This window comes from Hamadaea tsunoensis DSM 44101 (assembly GCF_000428945.1).
Classification (GTDB): domain Bacteria; phylum Actinomycetota; class Actinomycetes; order Mycobacteriales; family Micromonosporaceae; genus Hamadaea; species Hamadaea tsunoensis.
This window is the reverse complement of sequence record NZ_AUAX01000003.1, coordinates 358,720-378,758: the sequence shown is the minus strand read 5'-3', so window position 1 is coordinate 378,758 and position 20,039 is coordinate 358,720. Positions and strand designations below refer to the sequence as shown.

At 71.5% G+C, this 20,039-nt stretch carries 16 protein-coding genes and 1 pseudogene; 13 read left to right on the top strand and 4 right to left on the bottom strand.

Annotated features, from left to right (window positions below; translation table 11 throughout):
- Positions 1 to 54: 54 nt before the first annotated feature.
- A complete protein-coding gene (nhaA, locus tag G401_RS0106740) occupies positions 55 to 1,272 on the bottom strand; it encodes a Na+/H+ antiporter NhaA (RefSeq protein ID WP_027341896.1) in 1,218 nt (405 codons plus the stop codon).
- Positions 1,273 to 1,364: 92 nt separating this feature from the next.
- Between nhaA and G401_RS43990 the strand changes: the two genes are divergently transcribed.
- Together G401_RS43990 and G401_RS0106730 are read left to right on the top strand one after the other, a co-directional pair.
- Positions 1,365 to 2,480, top strand: a complete 1,116-nt coding sequence (locus G401_RS43990; RefSeq protein WP_051366288.1) for a C45 family autoproteolytic acyltransferase/hydolase — start codon at positions 1,365 to 1,367, stop codon at positions 2,478 to 2,480.
- Positions 2,481 to 2,646: 166 nt separating this feature from the next.
- Positions 2,647 to 4,929 carry an immune inhibitor A domain-containing protein gene (locus G401_RS0106730; RefSeq protein ID WP_027341895.1) on the top strand — a complete coding sequence of 761 codons (2,283 nt, stop codon included), beginning with the start codon at positions 2,647 to 2,649 and terminating at the stop codon, positions 4,927 to 4,929.
- Between the two features lie 70 nt (positions 4,930 to 4,999).
- Here the strand turns inward: G401_RS0106730 and acs are convergent, their stop codons facing one another.
- Positions 5,000 to 6,949 carry an acetate--CoA ligase gene (acs, locus tag G401_RS0106725; RefSeq protein ID WP_027341894.1) on the bottom strand — a complete coding sequence of 650 codons (1,950 nt, stop codon included), beginning with the start codon at positions 6,947 to 6,949 and terminating at the stop codon, positions 5,000 to 5,002.
- A gap of 142 nt (positions 6,950 to 7,091) precedes the next feature.
- Between acs and G401_RS0106720 the strand changes: the two genes are divergently transcribed.
- Positions 7,092 to 7,823: a Fic family protein gene (locus G401_RS0106720; protein WP_027341893.1), complete on the top strand. Its 732-nt coding sequence runs from the start codon at positions 7,092 to 7,094 to the stop codon at positions 7,821 to 7,823.
- Between the two features lie 332 nt (positions 7,824 to 8,155).
- Here G401_RS0106720 and G401_RS0106715 read toward each other — a convergent pair whose 3' ends face one another.
- Positions 8,156 to 8,977, bottom strand: coding sequence for an HAD family hydrolase (locus G401_RS0106715; RefSeq protein ID WP_027341892.1), 822 nt, complete (start codon positions 8,975 to 8,977; stop codon positions 8,156 to 8,158).
- A gap of 522 nt (positions 8,978 to 9,499) precedes the next feature.
- Between G401_RS0106715 and ssd the strand changes: the two genes are divergently transcribed.
- The 7 genes and pseudogenes from ssd (at position 9,500) to G401_RS0106680 (ending at position 14,204) form a co-directional block, all read left to right on the top strand.
- A complete protein-coding gene (gene ssd / locus G401_RS0106710) occupies positions 9,500 to 10,534 on the top strand; it encodes a septum site-determining protein Ssd (RefSeq protein ID WP_211240697.1) in 1,035 nt (344 codons plus the stop codon).
- Positions 10,531 to 11,680: pseudogene (locus tag G401_RS43985) on the top strand (TadA family conjugal transfer-associated ATPase). Before ssd ends, G401_RS43985 begins: the two are co-directional and overlap by 4 nt.
- Positions 11,677 to 12,759 (top strand): type II secretion system F family protein, encoded by a 1,083-nt coding sequence (locus G401_RS58560; RefSeq protein WP_027341890.1) that lies wholly within the window; start codon positions 11,677 to 11,679, stop codon positions 12,757 to 12,759. Before G401_RS43985 ends, G401_RS58560 begins: the two are co-directional and overlap by 4 nt.
- A 10-nt stretch (positions 12,760 to 12,769) precedes the next feature.
- Positions 12,770 to 12,955: a DUF4244 domain-containing protein gene (locus tag G401_RS43980; RefSeq protein ID WP_034590888.1), complete on the top strand. Its 186-nt coding sequence runs from the start codon at positions 12,770 to 12,772 to the stop codon at positions 12,953 to 12,955.
- Positions 12,952 to 13,296, top strand: a complete 345-nt coding sequence (locus G401_RS43975) for a TadE family type IV pilus minor pilin (protein WP_051366286.1) — start codon at positions 12,952 to 12,954, stop codon at positions 13,294 to 13,296. Before G401_RS43980 ends, G401_RS43975 begins: the two co-directional genes overlap by 4 nt.
- Positions 13,293 to 13,643 carry an Rv3654c family TadE-like protein gene (locus G401_RS0106685; RefSeq protein ID WP_027341889.1) on the top strand — a complete coding sequence of 117 codons (351 nt, stop codon included), beginning with the start codon at positions 13,293 to 13,295 and terminating at the stop codon, positions 13,641 to 13,643. Before G401_RS43975 ends, G401_RS0106685 begins: the two co-directional genes overlap by 4 nt.
- A gap of 51 nt (positions 13,644 to 13,694) precedes the next feature.
- Positions 13,695 to 14,204 carry a YcxB family protein gene (locus tag G401_RS0106680; RefSeq protein WP_027341888.1) on the top strand — a complete coding sequence of 170 codons (510 nt, stop codon included), beginning with the start codon at positions 13,695 to 13,697 and terminating at the stop codon, positions 14,202 to 14,204.
- A 4-nt stretch (positions 14,205 to 14,208) separates the two neighbouring features.
- Here G401_RS0106680 and G401_RS43970 read toward each other — a convergent pair whose 3' ends face one another.
- Positions 14,209 to 16,467, bottom strand: coding sequence for a DEAD/DEAH box helicase (locus tag G401_RS43970; protein ID WP_051366284.1), 2,259 nt, complete (start codon positions 16,465 to 16,467; stop codon positions 14,209 to 14,211).
- A gap of 138 nt (positions 16,468 to 16,605) precedes the next feature.
- Between G401_RS43970 and G401_RS0106670 the strand changes: the two genes are divergently transcribed.
- From G401_RS0106670 to G401_RS0106660, 3 genes are all read left to right on the top strand, one after another.
- A complete protein-coding gene (locus G401_RS0106670) occupies positions 16,606 to 16,959 on the top strand; it encodes an STAS domain-containing protein (protein WP_027341887.1) in 354 nt (117 codons plus the stop codon).
- Positions 16,960 to 17,382, top strand: coding sequence for an ATP-binding protein (locus G401_RS43965; RefSeq protein WP_051366282.1), 423 nt, complete (start codon positions 16,960 to 16,962; stop codon positions 17,380 to 17,382).
- Positions 17,383 to 17,657: 275 nt separating this feature from the next.
- Positions 17,658 to 20,015: a sodium-translocating pyrophosphatase gene (locus G401_RS0106660; protein ID WP_027341886.1), complete on the top strand. Its 2,358-nt coding sequence runs from the start codon at positions 17,658 to 17,660 to the stop codon at positions 20,013 to 20,015.
- Positions 20,016 to 20,039: the final 24 nt, after the last annotated feature.

The window sequence follows — 20,039 nt, the reverse complement described above, 5'->3', positions numbered from 1 at the left end:
AACCTTCCCTCGGTACGCCCGCCCTGGATGCGGCGACGGCGTGGGGTGCACAGTCTAGGTGCGGGCCTGCCGGCGCCGGCGCAGGCCCGCCGCACCGAGCAGCGCGGCCACGAGCGACCCCGCCAGCACGGCCATCTTGATCCGGTCGCGCTGCTCGCCCTCGCCGAAGGCCAGCTCCGCGATGAGCAGGCTGACCGTGAATCCGCAGCCGGTCAGCAGGGCCACCGCGGTCAGGTCGCGCCAGCCCAGGTCGCCCGGCAGGCGGGCCAGGCGCAGGCGTACGGCCAGCGCGGATCCGCCCAGCACGCCGAGGGTCTTTCCCACCACCAGCCCGACGAGTACGCCGAGCGCCGCCCGATCGGTGAACAGCTGCCCGAGCGCGCCCGCGCTGATCGGGATGCCGGCCGCGAAGAACGCGAACAGCGGTACGCACACCCCGGCCGAGATCGGCTGGAGGGTGTGTTCCAGCCAGGCGGCCGGGGACTGGGCCTCGCCGTGATCCCGGCGTACGCGGGTGGCGAGCCCGAGAGCCACGCCGGCGATGGTCGCGTGGACCCCCGAGGCGTGCATGAGGGCCCAGGCGGCCACGCCCAGCGGCAGGTACAGCCACCAGCCCCGGAAGCGCAGCTGCTGCAGGACGGCGTACGCGGCCACGCAGGCGACCGAACCCAGCAGGGCCGCCCAGACGACCGACGCCGTGAAGAGGACCGCGATCAGGAGGATGGCGCCGAGATCGTCCACAATGGCCAGGGTCAGCAGGAACACCCGCAGGCTGGGCGGGAATCCCGAGCCGGCGATGGCGAGCACGGCCAGCGCGAAGGCGATGTCGGTGGCGACCGGCACCGCCCAGACGTCGGCCCCGCCCGGCGCGCCGAGGGCCACGATCGCGCAGAGGGCCGCGGGCACGATCATGCCGCCGATCGCCGCGAAGATCGGCAGTAGCGCCTGCCGTACGTGGCGCAGTTCGCCGACGACCAGTTCGCGCTTGAGCTCCAGGCCGGCGACCAGGAAGAACACCGTCAGCAGGCCGTCGGCCGCCCAGTCTTCCAGGCTGAGGTGCAGGTGCAGCGCCTTCGGCCCGATCTCGAACTCCGACAGCCGCTCGTACGCCCCGGCCAGCGGGGTGTTCGCGATGACGAGCGCGCTGGCGGCCGCCACGAGCAGCAGGATCCCCCCGATCTGCTCGGTACGCAGAAAGCGCACCACCTCGCTCGCGGCGGCCACATGCCGGAGCCGGTACGCGCGCTTGCGCAGCCGCCGCTGACTTGTCATGGGCCTAGTCTGGCCGACAGAACCGCCCAACGACCTCGAAAACGGGCAATCACAGTGGTGGCCCGCCGGTCCTTACAGTTAGGGTCGGGCGCATGACCACCCCCACGGCACCCTTCGTCGTCGACGTGTCGGGCACCCCGACCGAGATGGGCCACGCGTACGGCGTACAGGCCGCGGACCTGATCCGGGCCAACATCGAGGCATACCTCCTCCGCTTCCGGCTCGCCGTCGGGCTCGACCGGGAGGCCGTGATCAGGGAGGGGCGCGCATACATCGAGACGACCGTGGCCCACTTCCCCCGGCTCGCCGAGATGCTGGCCGGCGTCGCAGCCGGGGCCGGGGTCGAGCCCGCCCTGATCTACGCGGTCAACGCCCGCTCCGAACTCCTCTACGGCACCCCCGCCTGCGGTACGCCCGGCGGCGCGGAGCCGACCGGTGAGTGCACGGTCGTCGGGGTGCTGGACGGGCGTACCGACACCGGGCACACGATGCTGGCCCAGAACTGGGACTGGCACCCGGAGCAGCGCCCGTACACCCTGGTCCTGATCACGCGGGACGAGCGCGGTCACGAGGTCGCGGTGCTGACCGAGGCCGGCATGCTGGCCAAGTCCGGGCTCAACAACAAGGGCCTCGGCGTCTGCGTGAACCTGCTCGGCAGCGACCGCGACGGCCGCCCCGGCGGCGTGCCCTACCACGTGCTGCTGCGCTCGGTGCTGGAGGCGGACTCGCTGTCCTGGGCGCTGCGCAACGCGGTCCGGGCACCCCGGTCGGCCTCGATCAACCTGCTCATCGGCCAGTCGCATCCGGACGGTGGCGAGGTCATCGACCTGGAACTGGTCCCCGGCGACGCCGGCTGGCTGCATCCGGCCGACGGCCTGCTGGTGCACGCCAACCACTTCGAGACCGGGCTGCCCGTCTACGACACCATCAAGGACTGGGGCGGCTCGTCGCTGTTCCGTTCCGCCCGCGTACGCCGGCTGCTGGACGCGTACCCCCGGATCGGGGAGAAGGAGCTGCTCGGCGCGTTGACGGACCACCACAGCGAGCCGGTCGCGGTCTGCCGGCACCTGGACCTGCGGGACGCGGAGCTGGACCGGTCCGAGACGATCTGGACGACGGTGATGGATCTGGATGAACGGTCGCTCCGGCTGATCCCCGGGCCACCCTGCGAGGGTGGGACCGGAACCCTATACACACCCTTCTCCTGAGCGGCTGGAAACCGCATCTGACCAGGTCGGGTCGTTAACAGGAAATTTCTTCTCACTCACCTATTCACCTACGGCGAGTCGTATGGCAGCCTCGGCACCACGTGTGCCGAGGCTGCACTCCCGATCGGACGGCGCCTCGGCTGGTCCACAAGGGAGGGAGGACCCTTTGCGTAGGCGTGTATTGGCCGGTTCAGCCGGTTTCGCGTCGGTAGTACTGGCCGCCGGTTTCCTCGGCGCGCCGGGTGCGCAGGCATCGTCGGGCACGGCGAGCCTGGTGGCGCAGCCGGAGTCGGCGAACGTGAGCCGGCCGGACAATCTGCCGAACCCCGACGCCGAGAAGCAGTCGGCGCTGCGGAAGGAAGCCATCCAGCAGGTTCTGGCCGGCAAGCTCACCCCGATCCAGCGCAACGGTTCGGAGGTCGTCCGCTACAAGAGCCGCTGGATCGAGCTGAAGTCGAAGCCGGCGAAGGTCGACCCGATCTTCACGATCCTCGCCGAGTTCGGCGACCAGGTCGACGCCACCGCGGGCGGTACCAGCGGTCCGGTGCACAACCAGATCGCGGCCCCGAACCGCGACCCCAACAGCGGCGCGGCGTACGACAACTCGACCATCTGGCAGTCGGACTTCAACCAGTCCTACTACCAGAACCTGGTCACCGGTAAGTCGGACTCGATGGCGGACTTCTTCGCCTCCGAGTCGGGCAACAAGTACTCGGTGACCGGCGACGTGACCCAGTGGGTCAAGGTGCCGTACAACGAGGCCCACTACGGCAGCAACGAGGACTGGGGTACCCAGCCCGGCGATGTGCGCACCTGGTTCCTCGTGCAGGACGCGGCCAACGCCTGGTACAACAGCCAGCTCGCGGCCGGCAAGTCGGCGGCGGACATCCAGGCCTACCTGGCGAAGTTCGACGTCTGGGATCGCTACGACATCGACGGCGACGGCAACTTCAACGAGCCGGACGGCTACGTCGACCACTTCCAGGTCATCCACGCCGGTGAAGGCGAGGAGGCCGGCGGCGGCGCCCAGGGCAGCGACGCGATCTGGTCGCACCGCTGGAAGGCGTTCCAGGGCGGCACGAACGGCCCCGGTGGCCAGGGCGGCACCCAGATCGGCAGCAGCGGCATCTGGATCGCCGACTACACCACCGAGCCGGAGAACGGCGGTCTCGGCGTGTTCACGCACGAGTACCACCACGACCTCGGTCTGCCGGACATGTACGACACCAACAACGGCGACAACGGCACCGGTTTCTGGACGCTCATGTCCGCGGGCTCGTGGATGAGCAAGGCCGGGCAGCCGAGCATCGGCTCGGAGCCGGTCTACTCCGGACCGTGGGAGAAGCTCTACCTCGGCTGGCTCGACTACACCGTGGTCGACCCGGGTAAGAAGAAGATCGTCACCCTGGGTGCGGCCGGTGACGCCGCCGGCCCGCTGTCGCAGGCGGTGATCGTCAACCTGCCGGACTACACGAAGGTCACGAACTTCAACACCCCTGCCTCCGGTAGCTACGAGTGGTGGGGCGGCTCGGCCGACAACCTCAGCACCACGTTGACCCGCGACCTCGACCTCACCGGCGCCACCACGGCGTCGCTGACGGCCAAGGCGTGGTACAACATCGAGGACTGCGACTGTGACCACCTGTACGGCGAGGTCTCGACCGACGGCGGAGCCACCTGGACCCGGCTCGGCGACACGGCCGGCGAGTCCGACTGGACGACGCTGAGCTACGACCTGTCGGCGTACGCCGGTTCGACGGTCAAGTTCCGGTACCACTACACGACCGACGGCGGCGTCCACTACGCCGGTGCCTTCCTCGACGACATCTCGCTCGTCAAGGACGGTGCCGCTGCCTGGAGCGACGACGTCGAGTCGGGTACCGGAGCCTGGACGGCGTCGGGCTTCACCCGGATGGGCGGCAGCCTGTCCGAGCAGGAGCACCACTACTACATCGCCGAGAACCGTACCTTCACCGGCTACGACAAGGCGCTGCAGTCGGGTCCGTACAACTACGGCTTCAACAACACGCAGCCGAAGCGGGTCGAGAAGTTCTCCTACCAGCCGGGCCTGCTCGTCTGGTACGTCGACCTCGGCTACGACAACAACAACACGAAGTCGACGCCCGGCCACGGCCTCGCGCTCCCGGTCGACGCCCGGCCGACGCCGGTCGTCTTCCCGGACGGTGTGAAGCTCGGCAATCGTCGTCAGCCGTTCGACGCCACCTTCGGCCTGACGCCGACCCAGTCGGTGACGTTCCACCGCAACGGGGTGGGCGTGACCGTTCCGTCGTCGGCGGGCATCCCGGTGTTCGACGACACCAACCCGGCCGCGTACTACTCGGCGGCGAACCCCTGGGGTTCGACGTACGTCGCGGGCCACGGCACGAAGATCCGCGTACTCGCGCAGGTCTCCGCGCTGAACCTCATGATCCTGCAGGTCAACAACTGATCTCGCGGACATAGGAAGGCCCCCGCCCGGTACGCCGGACGGGGGCCTTTCGCTTGTCGCGGGTGGAGGATCAGTCTTCGCTGGACGCCGTCGCCATGCCGTCGGCGATCAGCTGCATGACGGAGGAGTCCTGCAGCGTGGTGACGTCGCCCAGGGACCGCTTCTCGGCGATGTCCTTGAGCAGGCGGCGCATGATCTTGCCCGACCGGGTCTTGGGCAGCTCGGCGACGAACTGGATCTGGCGCGGCTTGCAGATCGGGCCGAGCGTCTTGGCGACGTGGTCCTTCAGCTCCGCCTCGCTGGCGTCGAGGCCGCCCTTGAGGATGACGAACGCGACGACGGCCTGGCCGGTGGTCGGGTCGGACGCGCCGACGACCGCGGACTCGGCGACCGACGGGTGCGACACGAGCGCCGACTCCACCTCGGTGGTCGAGATGTTGTGGCCGCTGACGAGCATGACGTCGTCGACCCGGCCGAGCAGCCAGAGCGCGCCGTCGTTGTCCTTCTTGGCACCGTCGCCGGCGAAGTAGTAGCCCTGCTCGCTGAAGCGGGACCAGTACGTGTCGATGAAGCGCTGGTCGTCGCCCCACACCGTACGCAGCATCGACGGCCACGGCTCACGCAGCACCAGGAAGCCGCCGCCCCCGTTGCCGACGACCTCGCCGTCGTTGTTGACCACGTCGGCCGAGATGCCGGGCAGCGGGCCCATGGCCGAGCCGGGCTTGCAGTCGGTGACGCCGGGCAGGGGGGAGATCATGATCGCGCCGGTCTCGGTCTGCCACCACGTGTCGATGACCGGGCAGCGGTCACCGCCGATGTGCTTGCGGTACCACATCCACGCCTCGGGGTTGATCGGCTCGCCGACGCTGCCCAGGATGCGCAGCGAGGACAGGTCGAACTGGGCCGGGATGTCGTCGCCCCACTTGGCGAAGGTACGGATCGCGGTCGGCGCGGTGTAGAGGATCGTGACGCCGTACTTCTGCACGATCTCCCAGAACCGGCCGCGGTGCGGGGTGTCCGGCGTGCCCTCGTACATCACCTGGGTCGCGCCGTTGGAGAGCGGCCCGTAGACGATGTAGGAGTGCCCGGTGACCCAGCCGATGTCGGCCGTGCACCAGTAGACGTCGGTCTCGGGCTTGAGGTCGAAGACGGCGTGGTGCGTGTACGACGCCTGGGTCAGGTAGCCGCCGGTGGTGTGCAGGATGCCCTTCGGCTTGGCGGTCGTGCCCGAGGTGTAGAGGATGAACAGCGGGTGCTCGCTGTCGAACGGCTGGGCCTCGTGCTCGGCGGAGGCGGTCGCGACGCTCTCGTGCCACCAGACGTCCCGCTCGGGGTCCCACGCCACGTCCTGGCCGGTACGCCGGACGACGAGCACCTTCTCGATCGTCGGGCACTCGGCGACCGCCTCGTCGACGGTCGGCTTGAGGGCGCTCGGCGCACCCCGCCGGTAGCCGCCGTCGGCCGTGATGACGAGCTTGGCGCTGGCGTCCTGGATCCGGCCGCCCAGCGCGTCCTTGCTGAAGCCGCCGAAGACGACCGAGTGCGTGGCGCCGATCCGGGCGCAGGCGAGCATCGCCACCGCGGCCTCGGGGATCATGGGCAGGTAGATCGCGACCCGGTCACCGGCGACGACGCCGAGGTCGGTCAGCGTGTTGGCGGCGCGGCAGACCTCGGCGTGCAGGTCGGCGTACGTGATGGTGCGGGTGTCGCCGGGCTCGCCCTCCCAGTGGATGGCGACCTTGTCACCCCGGCCCGCGGCGATGTGCCGGTCGAGGCAGTTGTAGGCGATGTTCAGCTGGCCGCCGACGAACCACTTCGCGAACGGGGGGTTCGACCAGTCGAGGATCTGGTCCCATTCCTTGAACCAGTCGAGGCGGCGGGCCTGCTTCGCCCAGAACTCCAGCCGGTCCCCGGCGGCCTCGGCGTACGCGTCGGCGGTCACGTTCGCGTTCGCGGCGATGTCGGCGGGCGGTGGGAACCGCCGGTCCTCGGAGAGCAGGTTCTCCAGTGTTTCGCTCATGCCTGGCGCCTCCCTGAGAGATTGGGTCTTGGTGATGCAGGCCGCACGTCGCATGTTACGTGCCGATGACCGGCCTGAGTAGTTAGGGTTGTTACCTATTTCGGACTCCGAACCTCAGCCGCCGCCTGGGTATTCTCGCTGCGTGACCGACGTGCTTGCCCCATTGCTGGATCTACCCGATGTTTCGCCCGCGCTCACGCAGGCGCGCGAGGCCGTCGACGCCGCGCTGCGCCACCGTGCGCTGCGACGCTCGGGCGGTCCGGCGGCCGCCGAGGTCAGCCTGCGGTCCGCGGTCGCCAGCGCCGCGCTTTCCAGCCACGTGTACGCCGAGAGCGACGTCCGTGCCGGGACGGTCCTCGATCCCGTCGTACAGGGCAGCCTGCGGGTCGCCCAGGAACTGCCGACGCTGGCGGAGAAGTGGACGAAAGCGCCCCGCCAGGTGCTCGCCCGGCTGCACACGATCGCGGCGTCGGGCGTACTGCCGGCGGAACGGCTGGGGCGGCCGGTCGCCGATCCGGTGGTCGGCGCCCGCCTCGACGCGCTCGCCGAGCTGATCGTGTCCGGCGCCGGCGACCCGATCGTCCGGGCGGCCGTCGTGCACGGCGAACTGCTGGCCCTGCGCGCCTTCGAGGCAGCCGACGGGATCGTGGCCCGCGCGGCGGCCCGGGCGACCCTGATCAGCAGCGGTTTCGACATCCGGGGGCTCATCCCGGTCGACCTCGGCCACCTGGAGCGCGAGCCCGAATACGTCGGCAGCGCGTACGCCTTCGCGACCGGTACGCCCGACGGTGTCCGGTCCTGGCTGAAGCACTACGGTGCGGCCGTGGTGATCGGCGCCGACCGGTTCACGGAGATCGCCGACACCCTCATCTGACCCACCGGGCCCCACCCGTAACACATTCGGGCAGGTCCCTGGCCTACCCATGGGTATCGGCGTAGAAAAGAGATACGGAAAGCGTTTGATTCCGGGCACAGCCAACGGGCACCCACGCGCGATGACTGCCGTCGTGAAGGCATGACTTGCCGGCTCCGCAAGGACCGGCCTGTTCAAGCAAAGGGAGCACGCCTGGTAACCCGATTGGGAGTGCGAGATGGCGCCGCGAGCAGTGCGGCGCCATCCTCCTGTCCAGGGGCGGCAGATCGTCGTGCCGCCACCGGGCGCCGAAGGATTTCTGTCCAAGATCCGACAGGTGGCCGTGGATCCCGTCAGGTCGTGGGATTGGCCGCGTTCGCCGCCCGGGTCCGGCGCCGGTGCCCGTACCAGGCGATGCCGATGGCCACCCCGACACCGACCGCCGCCGCCGCGACCGGGACCGCCGGGCGTTCCATCAGCTGCTTGCGTACGCGGGCGCCGAGCGGGACGGGCCGGCGGAACTCCAGGATCGGCCAGCCCTTCTCGGTGGCGAACCGGCGCAGCCCGCGGTCGGGGTTGACGGCCGAGGGATTGCCGACCGTCTCCAGCAACGGGGCATCCGAGATCGAATCCGAGTACGCGTAGCACTCCGCCAGGTCGTATCCACGCTCGGCGGCCAGGTCCTTGACGGCGCTGACCTTGCCCGCGCCGGCCGCGTAGAAGTCGATCTCGCCCGTGTAGACGCCGTCGATGATCCGCATCCGGGTGGCGATCACGTCGGAGACCCCGAGCTGCTCGCCGATCGGCCGTACGAACTCCTCGCCGGAGGCGGAGACCAGCACGACGTCCCGGCCGACCGCCTGGTGCTCGGAGATCAGGGTGGCCGCCTCGGCGTACACGTAGGGCTTGATCAGCTCATGCAGCGTCTCGTCGACGATCTGGCGGACCTGCTCGGCGCTCCAGCCCTTGCACAGCTCGGCGACGTAGTCACGGATCTTCGCCATGCCCGCGTCGTCGGCACCGCCGATCTTGAAAGCCAGGTGGGCGTACGCCGCCTTCACCGCGTCGCGGCGCGTGATCAGCCCGTCCCGGTAGAAGGGCCGGCCGAACGCGAGCGCGCTGGACTTGGCGATCACGGTCTTGTCGAGGTCGAAAAAAGCGGCGCTTCTGCCCACGGCGAGCCAGTCTAGTCGGCCGTGCCGCCGCGCCGGTGCCGCCGCCGCCAAACCTCGGGCGGCTACATCGTGACTACTGAGCGCTCAGTCGGGCGGCACGGAAGGTGAATTTTCTACTGACCTGATGATGATCTCGGCGTGTCGGCACGTGTTGTCGTCCGACCCTCTCGACTTATCGCCCATGCCTCAGGCATGCTTGTGCGCAAGCACCCGGCGGTCGCACCCCCCGCGACCGTAGGGTGGGTTACGACTCAACCCCCCCGGAGTCGGACCCCCGACGACCCCCGTCTGCGACGGGGGTCGTCTTCGTTACGGCGAACCCCCCACTCCCGCGACACTTCCCCCCACGGCCCCGCGTCCCCCACGTGGCCCGGTCGCTGAAGTTGTCCACACTCTCTCGCCGTACACAGAATTGCACCGCATCTATGAGCCCGGCGGCTGTCCGCTAGGGGACCGTGTGCGGGTCACAATCCCGACCCGCACGAAAGGCCCGCGATGACGCAGCCGCACCTGCCCTTGTTGCTGAGCGCCGACGCCGCCGTCACCGAGGAGGTGCTGCGGATCGCCGCCGTGAGCGGCCAGGCCGTCGAGATCGCGATCGACCCCGGTGCCGTCGGCCCGCGCTACGGGGTCGCGCCCCTGGTCCTGGTCGGTGCCGACCTCCTCGACGAGGTACGCCGGCAGCTTCCGCCGCGCCGCGCCGGCGTACTCGTGGTGGGGGCGGGAGCCGACGGGGCCGTGCTGCTGCCGGCCGCGCAGGACCTGGGCGCCGAGCACGTGGCGATGCTGCCGGCGGCCCGCGAGTGGCTGCTGAACCGGCTGGCCGAGGCCCGCACCGGCCCGCGCCGCGAGGGCCGGATCGTCGGCGTGGTCGGCGGCCGCGGCGGCTCCGGCGCGTCGACCCTGGCCGCCGCGCTGGCCGTCACCGGCGTACGCGCAGGTCTGTCCACCTTGCTCGTCGACGCCGATCCGCTCGGCGGTGGCCTGGATCTGGCGCTGGGCTGGGAGCGGGAACGCGGGCTGCGCTGGTCCGGGCTGGCCGGTGCGAGCGGGCGGGTGGATCCCGGCACGCTCACGGCGGCGCTGCCCGGCCGGGGTCCCCTGGCGGTGCTGGCCTGGGACCGGCCTTCGGTGGTCCCGGCCGCGGCGGGGGCGGAGGCGATGACGGCCGCGCTGGACGCCGGCCGGCGCGCGGCCGACCTGGTGATCGTGGACCTGCCGCGCTCGTTCGATGCCGCCGCGTCGGCCGCCGCCCGCTCGGCTCTCATGATCCTTCTCGTGCTCCCCTCCGAGGTACGCGCGACCGCCGCCGCGACCCAGGTGGTACGCGAGGTCGAACGGCACTGCCGCCGGATCGGCGTCGTCGTCCGGGGCCCATCGCCCGGCGGGCTGCGCCCTGGCGAGGTGGCCAGGGCGGTCGGCCTGCCGCTGGTCGGGGAGATGCGCCCGGAACCCGGTCTCGCGGCCGCTCTGGAGAAGGGCGTCGTGCCGGCGGCGACCGGTCGCGGTCCGCTCGCCCACCTGTGCCGGGACCTGCTGCGTTCGGTGCTCGCATGAACGTGAACACCGCTCTCCTGAGCCGGCTGACCGACCGGCTGCGTGATCAGTTCGCCGAGGCGGACGCGCCGGCCTCGCCGGTCGCCGTGGCCACCGCCCTGCGTGCGGAGCCGGCCGCGGCCGTGCTGGGCGACGCGGCGCTGCTGCGGCTGGCGGAACGCGTACATGAGGATCTGGCGGGGGCGGGTCCGCTGGCCGGGCTGCTCGCCGATCCGGCCGTCACCGACGTGCTCGTCAACGGCGTCGAGGTCTGGGTCGACCGCGGCCGCGGCCTGGAACGCCGGCCGTCCCCGTTCACCGACCCCGAGCAGGTACGCCGCCTCGCGCAGCGCCTCGCGGCCGCGGCCGGCCGGCGGCTCGACGACGCCGCCCCGTTCACGGACGCCCGGCTGCCCGACGGCACCCGTCTGCACGCGGTCCTGCCGCCGGTCGCGCCGCAGGGACCGTGCCTGTCGCTGCGTACGTTCCGGCCCCGGCCGTTCGCGCTGGCCGAGCTCGTCCCGCCGCCGGTCGCCGCGCTGCTCGACGCGATCGTGGCCGCCCGGCTCAGCTTCCTCGTCTGCGGCGGTACCGGTTCGGGCAAGACGACCCTGCTCGCCGCGATGCTGGGACGCGTACCGGCGGGGGAGCGGATCGTGCTGGTCGAGGACTCGGCCGAGCTGCGGCCACGGCACCCGCATGTGGTCGGGCTCGAATGCCGTACGGCCAATGTGGAAGGCGCCGGCACGGTCACCGTCGCCGACCTCGTCCGGCAGGCCCTGCGGATGCGACCCGACCGGCTGGTCGTCGGCGAGTGCCGGGGCGCCGAGGTCGTCGACCTGCTCGGCGCGCTGAACACCGGGCACGAGGGCGGCGCGGGCACGCTGCACGCCAACGCGGCCAAGGACGTCCCCGCCCGGCTGGAAGCGCTCGGCCTGGCCGGCGGCCTGCCCCGGGCGGCCCTGCACGCCCAGGTCGCGGCCCGCCCTCAACGTGGCCGTCCAGCTGCGCCGAGGGCCGGCCGGCCGCACGCTCGACGAGGTCTGCCTGCTGCTGCCGGGCCCGGACGGGTTCGTCGCGGCCGTACCTGCCTGGCGTCGCGGCACCGGTCCCGGCCCGGCCGCCGACCGCCTCGCCTCGCTTCTCGGCGTGGAGCTGCCGCGATGAGGGCCCGCCGCCGGCTCGCCCGGATCTTCCCCGCGCCCCGCGTACGCCGGACGCTGTTCCGGGCCCCGCTCAGCTGGACCGTTCCGCCGGCCGCCGCGCTGGTCGCCGGGTTTCTCGGCGGGCCCGTGGCTGCCCTGATCGCGCTGGCGTACGCGCTGCTGGGCGTGGTCGCTTACCGGCGGATGCGGACGGCCGGCCGGCGGCGAGAGCAGCGCTCCGCGACGCTCGACGCGCTCGCCGACACGGCCGCCGCCCTCCGGGCCGGGGCTCGGCGGCCGGAGGTGCCCGCCGGCGACGCCGACATCCAGTCCCATGTGGACGCGGCGGTGGCGCTCGCGGAGCGTACCGGTGCGCCGCTGGCCGATCTGCTCGACCGGATCGAGGAGGAGCACCGGGCCGCCGCCCGCCGGGCCGCCCGGGGCGAAGCCGAAGCGGCCGGCTCCCACGCGACCGTGCTGCTCCTGCTCCTCCTGCCGATCGGCGGCCTGCTCCTCGGCGAGCTGATCGGCGTCCGGGGCGTGCCGATCCTCCTGCGTACGCCGATCGGCGCCGGCTGCGCCGCCGGAGCACTGCTCTTGCAGGTCGCCGGCGTGGCCTGGATGGCCCGGATCGCCCGCCCGGCCCGGCCCGGTACGCCGGACCGGCGCGCCCGCCGGGATCTCCCGCTCGCGGCGGAGTTGCTGGCCGCGGTGCTGCGGTCCGGCGTACCGGTCGATCACGGCGTGCTGGCGGTGGCGGACGTGCTGCCGCTGGGCGATCGCCTGGCGCGGGTCGGCCGGGCGCTGCGGCTCGGTGCACCGGCCGAGGCGGCGTGGCGGCACCTGGCCGGACTCGACGGCGCCCGGCGCCTGGTGACCGCGGCCATACGCAGTGCGGGCAGCGGCGCCGCCCTCGCCTCGACCCTGCACCGGGTGGCCGCCGACCTGCGCGCCGAGGCGGCCGACCAGGCCGAGGCGCGGGCCCGGCGGGCGGCCGTCCTGCTGGTGCTGCCGCTCGGATTGTGCTTCCTGCCGGCGTTCGTGCTGGCAGGGCTGGCTCCCGTGGTCATCGCGGTGGCCGGGCAGATCACGACCAGATGAGGAGAAGACGATGCCGCGCACACCGATCCGCAATCCGATACCGGCGAGACTCCGCGACGACAGGGGCATGAACACCGCCGAGTACGCCGTCGGCACGATCGCCGCCGTCGCGTTCGCCGGGGTCCTCTACAAGGTGGTGACGAGCGGGGCGGTCCAGCTGGCCCTCGCCGCGATCGTGCAGCGGGCGCTCAAGTGAACGCCGCTCTCGGGCGCGGCCGGGCACGGTCCGGTCGCGCCTGGGGGTCGGCCACCGCGGAGCTGGCCGTGTCCCTACCGGTACTCGTGCTGCTCCTGCTGGCCGGCCTGACCGCCGTCGACGCCACCAGTACGCGTCAACGCTGCGAGGATGCCGCCCGTGACGTGGCCCTGGCCGTCGCCCGAGGAGAACCGGCTTCGTCGGCGCACCTGCCGCCCGGCGCGACCTTCGCGGTCGGTCACGACGGGGACCGCGTACGCGTCGAGGTGACCGCACCCGTGTTCGCCGGATGGCGCCGCTTCACCGTCCACGCCGACGCGACCGCGGCGGTCGAACAATGAGGACGACCCGGGGCGATCGCGGTTCGGCCTCGGTCGGCGTACTCGGCGTGGGGCTGGCGCTGCTGGGGTTGTGCGTACCGTTCGCGCTGGCGGGGGCCGCCTCGGCGGGCCGTCACCGGGCGCAGGTCGCCGCGGATCTCAGTGCGCTGGCCGGGGCGCAGCGGGCGATCGGCGGCGCCGCTGTCGCATGTGGACGGGCAGCCGAGTTCGCCGCCGCGAACGGTGCCCGCCTCACCGCGTGCCGTCTCGACGGCCTGGATCTCGTCGTCACTACCGAGATCAGCACACCGGCGGGCTGGGCAAGGGGAGCGGCCCGGGCCGGCCCGGTCTCCGACGACGGGCCGTGATGCGCTTCCGCAGGGGCAGCGAACGGCCGATCCACTCACTACCATCGCTGGGTGCTGATCGAGTTCATGGTGCCACCCGACGAAGTGCGCCAGCTGCGCATGATCAAGCAGCTGAACGCGAAGATGATGCAGCGGCTGACGCTCAACGGCGTGCTCTACATGTCGCTCGGGCTGATCCTCTTCTTCTTTGCAGTCGCCCTGGAGGCCGGCCCGTTGATCGGGGTGCCCGCCGTCTTCATGATCGTCGGCATCTGGCTGCTGAGCCTGCGGCTGCGGCTCGCGCGCAAGCTCATGAAACGGGCCATGCCCCTGCTCAACCAGATCCTCACCTACCGCGTCGACGACGAGGGCGTCACCCAGCGCGGCGCGATCAGCAGCACGACCTACTACTGGGCCGGTATCAGCGCGGTGGTGGAGACCGGCGAGTTCTGGTTCATCCGCGTGGGAAAGCTGCACGCGATGACACTGCCGCGCCAGTTCGTCCCGCCGATGGAGGCGGCCGTCATCCGGGGTGCGTTCGTGCAGCGCGGACTTCTGCCCGCCGCACCGGCGTTGGTGTGACCGCTCAGGCGAGCGCCGTCAGCAGGATGTCGAGGACGGCGATCGCTCCTTCCTTGTCCAGCGGGTCGTTGCCGTTCCCGCATTTCGGCGACTGTACGCAGGACGGGCACCCCCGCAGGCATCCGCAGGCGAAGATCGCGTCCCGGGTCGCCCGCAGCCAGTACGCGGCCACGCCGTAAGCCCGTTCGGCGAAACCGGCCCCGCCCGGGTGCCCGTCGTAGACGAAGATCGTCGGCGTACCGGTGTCGGGGTGCAGAGCGGTCGACAGGCCGCCGATGTCCCACCGGTCGCAGGTCGCGACCAGGGGCAGCAGGCCGATCGCGGCGTGCTCGGCGGCGTGCAGCGATCCGGGCAGGTCGTCGATCCCGGCGACCGACTGCGGCGACAACGTCATCCAGACCGCGACCGTACGCAGTTCCCGGGGCGGCAGGTCGAGCGGAAAAGTGCCCAGAACCTCGCCCGATCCCACCTTCCGCCGCTGGTACGCGACCACCTGGTGGGTCACGTCGACATCGCCGAGGAACAGTCCGACGGGTCCGGCGTCGCGGTAGTCGCGTACCTCGACGACGTCGAGATCCGTGACGTCGTGGGCGTGGGTCGTGTGGTCCGGCTCCTCCGCGTGCACGAGAGCGGTCGCATCGGCCAGGTCGAGGTTGTCCACCACATAGGACTGTCCCTGGTGGAGGTAGACCGCGCCGTGGTGCAGGGCGTGATGGGCCGAGCCGGCGTCGAGCGTCCCGACGAGGCGGCCGGAGCCCGTCTCGACGATGGCGACCGGTGCGCCGCCCGTGCCGCGCAGGTCCAGCTCCGGACGGTGCGGATGGGTCCAGTACAGGCCGGTCGGGCGGCGGCGGAGCGCACCCGAGCCGACCAGGTCGTCGACGAGCTGATCGGAGGCGCCGAAGAGCTCCAGGTCCGCGGGGGTCAGCGGCGACTCGGCCGCGGCGGCGCACAGGTGGGGCGCGAGCACGTACGGGTTACCCGGATCGAGCACCGTGGCCTCGACCGGGCGGCCGAAAAGAGCCGCCGGATTGTGCACGAGGTAGGTGTCGAGCGGGTCGTCCCGGGCGACCATCACGCAGACCGAGTCGCGCCCGGCCCGGCCCGCGCGCCCGGCCTGCTGCCAGAGCGAGGCCAGCCGGCCCGGATAGCCCGCGAGCAGCACCGTGTCCAGGCCCGTCAGGTCGACGCCCAGCTCCAGCGCGTTCGTCGTGGCGAGCGCGGTCAGCCGCCCGGACAGCAGCGCCTGCTCCAGCGCCCGCCGGTCCTCGCGCAGATAACCACCGCGGTACGCGGCGACCTGGTCGGGCAGGCTCGGGTCCACCTCGGCCAGGGATCGGCGGGTCATCGAGGCGACCACCTCGGCACCCCGCCGGGACGGGACGAAGGCGAGCGTACGCAGTCCCTGGCTGACCGCGTCGGCGAGCAGGTCGGCGGTCTCGACCAGGGCCGACCGGCGGTGCTCGCCCTCGGCGTCGCGCTGCATCGGCGGTTCCCACAACGCGAAGGTCACCGATCCGCGCGGGGCGGAGTCCTCGGTGACCGCCACTGCCGGCGCGCCGATCAGCCGCCCGAAGGAGACGGCGGGATCGCCGGAGGTCGCGGACGCGGCGAGGAACGTGAGGTCCGGGGCGGAAAGCCGGCGCAACCTGCGCAGCACGTGGGCGACGTGCGAGCCGAACACGCCCCGGTAGGTGTGGCACTCGTCCACGATCACGTAGCTCAGGCCCCGCAGGAACTTGCGCCACCGGTCGTGCCCCGGCAGGACGCCGTAATGCAGCATGTCCGGGTTGGTCAGCACGAAGTTGGCGTGCCGGCGCACCCACTCGCGCTCGTCCCGCGGTGTGTCCCCGTCGTACGCGGCCGCGCGTACTCCCGGAATGTCGAGGGCGGTGAGGGTGCGCACCTGGTCGGCGGCGAGTGCCTTGGTCGGCGCGAGGTAGAGGACGCGGGCCGTGGGCCGGGCGATCAGGCTGCTCAACGCGGGCAGCAGGTACGCGAGCGACTTCCCGGTGCCGGTGCCGGTCGCGATGACGGTGTGGCGGCCGGCGCGCGCGTGCTCGCCCGCCTCGACCTGGTGCTGCCAGGGAGCGTCGATGCCGGCCTTGATCAGCGGGGTGAGCAGTTCGTCGGGCACCCACTCCGGCCACGCGACCGTGCGGCCGGCCCGCGGCGGGCGCCACTCGACGTGCGTGATCGCCTCGGCGGCGCGGTCGGGACGCAGCCGGGCGAGGGGGGTGCCGGTGGGGTCGACGGGGTTCACTGCCCAGAAGGGTAGCCACCCGTTCCGACAAGTGTTCGGCGGACTCACCCGGGCGGCGGACACGGCGTGGATCCGAACGGTGAAACACGGCCATGCCGGGGAAGCGCATCGAACGTCGACGGTGGCAAGATGCCATGCATGGAGCTGTCGCTCGCGACGCGTACGGTCGCCGCCCACACGGTCCTCGACGTGGTGGGGGAGGTCGACGTCTACACCGCGCCCAAGTTGCGCGACCGGCTGACCGAGCTGCTGGAGGCCGGCACCCGCGCCCTCGTCGTGGATCTGAGCCGGGTCGAGTTCCTCGACTCGACGGGCCTCGGCGTCCTCGTCGGCGGGCTGCGCCGGTCGCGGAACCTCGGCGGCAGCTTCGGTCTGGTCTGCGGCCAGGAGTCGCTGTTGAAGGTCTTCCGGATCACCGCGCTGGACCAGGTGCTGCCCCTCTATCCCACGATCGAGGCGGCGACCGGTCAGGCGAGCGACGGTGGTCGATAGGTGGCGACTGTGCGCCTGGAGTTCAGCCCCGAACCCGCCCATGTGCGTACCGCCCGCCTGGTCGGCGTGGCCGTCGCCCGCAAGGCCGGCCTGGGCGAGGACCGGCTCGACGACGTCCGGCTCGCGATCGGTGAGGCGTGCGGCCGGGCCGTGACCCGGCACCTGCGCCACGGCATCCGCGGCGTCGTACGCGTCGAGATGCGGGTCGAGAACCCCTACACGATCCTGGTCACCGACTCCGCGCCCGACGACGGCTACGGCGATTTCGAGGACGAGATCACTATCGAGGCGAGCCTCGCGCTGCTCTCCGGGCTCGCCGAGGATCTCCAGGTCACCCCGGTTGCCGAAGGCATGGGTTCGGTCGTGCGCATGGCCTGGAACGTCAAGCCGCCGTCGACCAGCCGCCTGCGGTTCCGTAGCTGACGTCTCGCCGATCCCGTTTGTCCGTACCGGTTGTCGGCCGGATTTGTGCCGTTTTCTACGCCAGGTTCATCGCTCGGTGTCCGGTTGGCGACGGTGCGTGCACCCGCGCAACCGCTGACCCTAACGCATGACACGGGCGTAACACAGCGGCAAAGATCACCGCGACACGGCCGGACCTGGATGTGACCAGGAACACGGTTCACCGCTAGAGTGCTCGGGTTACGTGAAACCGCCGCCGATCACCGTGAACGGCGGCGACATACAGGAGGACATCGATGTCCGGGACCACCGTTATCGCCGCCGAAGGCGGCAAGGTGGACCTTTCCGGCTCGAACATCTCGTACGTGATTGTGGCCGCCGTGCTCGCCCTCGTGGCGCTCGGGTTCGCGGCCTCGCTCGTGCGAGCCGTGCTCGGGACCGGCAAGGGCACCGCCAAGATGCAGGAGATCGCAGGCGCCGTACAAGAAGGTGCATCGGCGTACCTGTTCCGCCAGTTCAAGACCCTGGCAATCTTCGTCGTGATCGCTGTCATCGTTCTCTTCGTGCTGCCAGTGCACGGAGTGAGCGGCGACGAGACCCTGGTGAAGATCGGCCGCTCGGCCTTCTTCGTGGTGGGCGCGGTCTTCTCCGCCTTCATCGGCGGTGCGGGCATGGCGCTGGCCACCCGAGCGAACCTGCGGGTCGCCGCGGCGGCCCGCGAGGACGGCGGGCGCGAGAAGGCCATGTCGATCGCGTTCCGCTCCGGCGGCGTGGTCGGCTTCCTCACCGTGGGCCTCGGCCTGCTGGGCGCCTGCCTCGTCGTGCTGCTCTACAAGGGTGACGCCCCGACCGTGCTCGAGGGCTTCGGCTTCGGTGCCGCGCTGCTCGCCATGTTCATGCGGGTCGGTGGCGGTATCTTCACCAAGGCCGCCGACGTCGGCGCCGACCTCGTCGGCAAGGTCGAGCAGGGCATTCCCGAGGACGACCCCCGCAACGCCGCGACGATCGCCGACAACGTGGGCGACAACGTCGGCGACTGCGCCGGCATGGCCGCCGACCTGTTCGAGTCGTACGCGGTCACCCTGGTCGCCTCGCTCATCCTGGGCAAGGCCGCCTTCGGTACGCAGGGCCTGGTCTACCCGCTGATCGTCTCCACGATCGGCGTGCTGATCGCGATCGCGGGTGTCTTCATCACGCGGCTGCGCAAGAGCGACCGCAGCGGCCTGACCGCGATCAACCGGGCGTTCTACATCTCGGCCGTCGTCTCGGCGATCCTCGTCGGCGTCGTGACCTGGCTCTACCTGCCGGCGAAGTTCTCCGGCTTCGACGGTGGGACGCTGGGCGACCTGTCGGCCAACCCGCGGGTGGTCGCGCTGTCCGCGGTCGTCATCGGCATCGTGCTCGCCGCCGCCATCCAGGCGCTGACCGGCTACTTCACCGAGACCAGCCGGCGCCCGGTACGCGACATCGGCAAGTCCTCGGAGACCGGCGCGGCGACCGTCATCCTGGCGGGCATCAGCGTCGGCCTGGAGTCGGCCGTCTACTCGGCGCTGCTCATCGGGGCCGCGGTGTTCGGCGCGTTCCTGCTCGGGACGGGTTCGATCACGCTCTCGCTGTTCGCCGTCGCGCTCGCCGGCTGCGGTCTGCTCACGACCGTCGGCGTCATCGTCGCGATGGACACGTTCGGCCCGATCAGCGACAACGCCCAGGGCATCGCCGAGATGTCGGGCGACATCGACGAGCGGGGCGCGCGTACGCTCACCGACCTCGACGCGGTGGGCAACACGACCAAGGCGATCACCAAGGGCATCGCGATCGCGACGGCCGTGCTCGCCGCGACCGCGCTGTTCGGCTCGTACACCGACACGCTGGCCGCCACGACGGGCGACTCGGCCGAGGCCAAGCTCAAGCTGGCCGAGTGGCTGAACATCTCGAACCCGGCCAACCTCGTCGGCCTCATCGCCGGCGCGGCGGTCGTGTTCCTGTTCTCCGGCCTCGCCATCAACGCCGTCTCGCGCTCCGCGGGCGCGGTCGTGATGGAGGTGCGCCGCCAGTTCCGGCTGTTCCCCGGAATCATGGACGGTACGCAGCGGCCCGAGTACGGCCGCGTGGTCGACATCTGTACCCGGGACGCCCAGCGTGAGCTGATCACCCCGGGCCTGCTCGCCGTCCTGGCCCCGATCGCCGTCGGCTTCGGCCTCGGCCCGGGCGCGCTCGTGTCCTACCTGGCCGGCGCGATCGGCACGGGCACCCTGATGGCCGTCTTCCTGGCCAACTCGGGTGGCGCGTGGGACAACGCGAAGAAGATGGTCGAGGACGGCCAGTACGGCGGCAAGGGTTCGCCTCAGCACGCCGCCACGGTCATCGGCGACACGGTGGGCGACCCGTTCAAGGACACCGCGGGCCCGGCCATCAACCCGCTGCTCAAGGTGATGAACCTGGTCGCGCTGCTCATCGCCCCGGCGGTGGTCACGCTGACCTTCGGCAGCAGCGCCAACACGGGTGCCCGGGTCGCGATCGCGGTCGCGGCGGCGCTGGTCATCGCCGGCGCGGTCGTCTTCAGCAAGCGCAAGCCCACCGAGTTCGCCGAGGGCGACTCCGCGGGAAAAGCTGACGCGGCGGACGAGGCGACGCGCGAGAGCGTCTCGGCCTGACAGCCGCTGAACCCACGACACCCG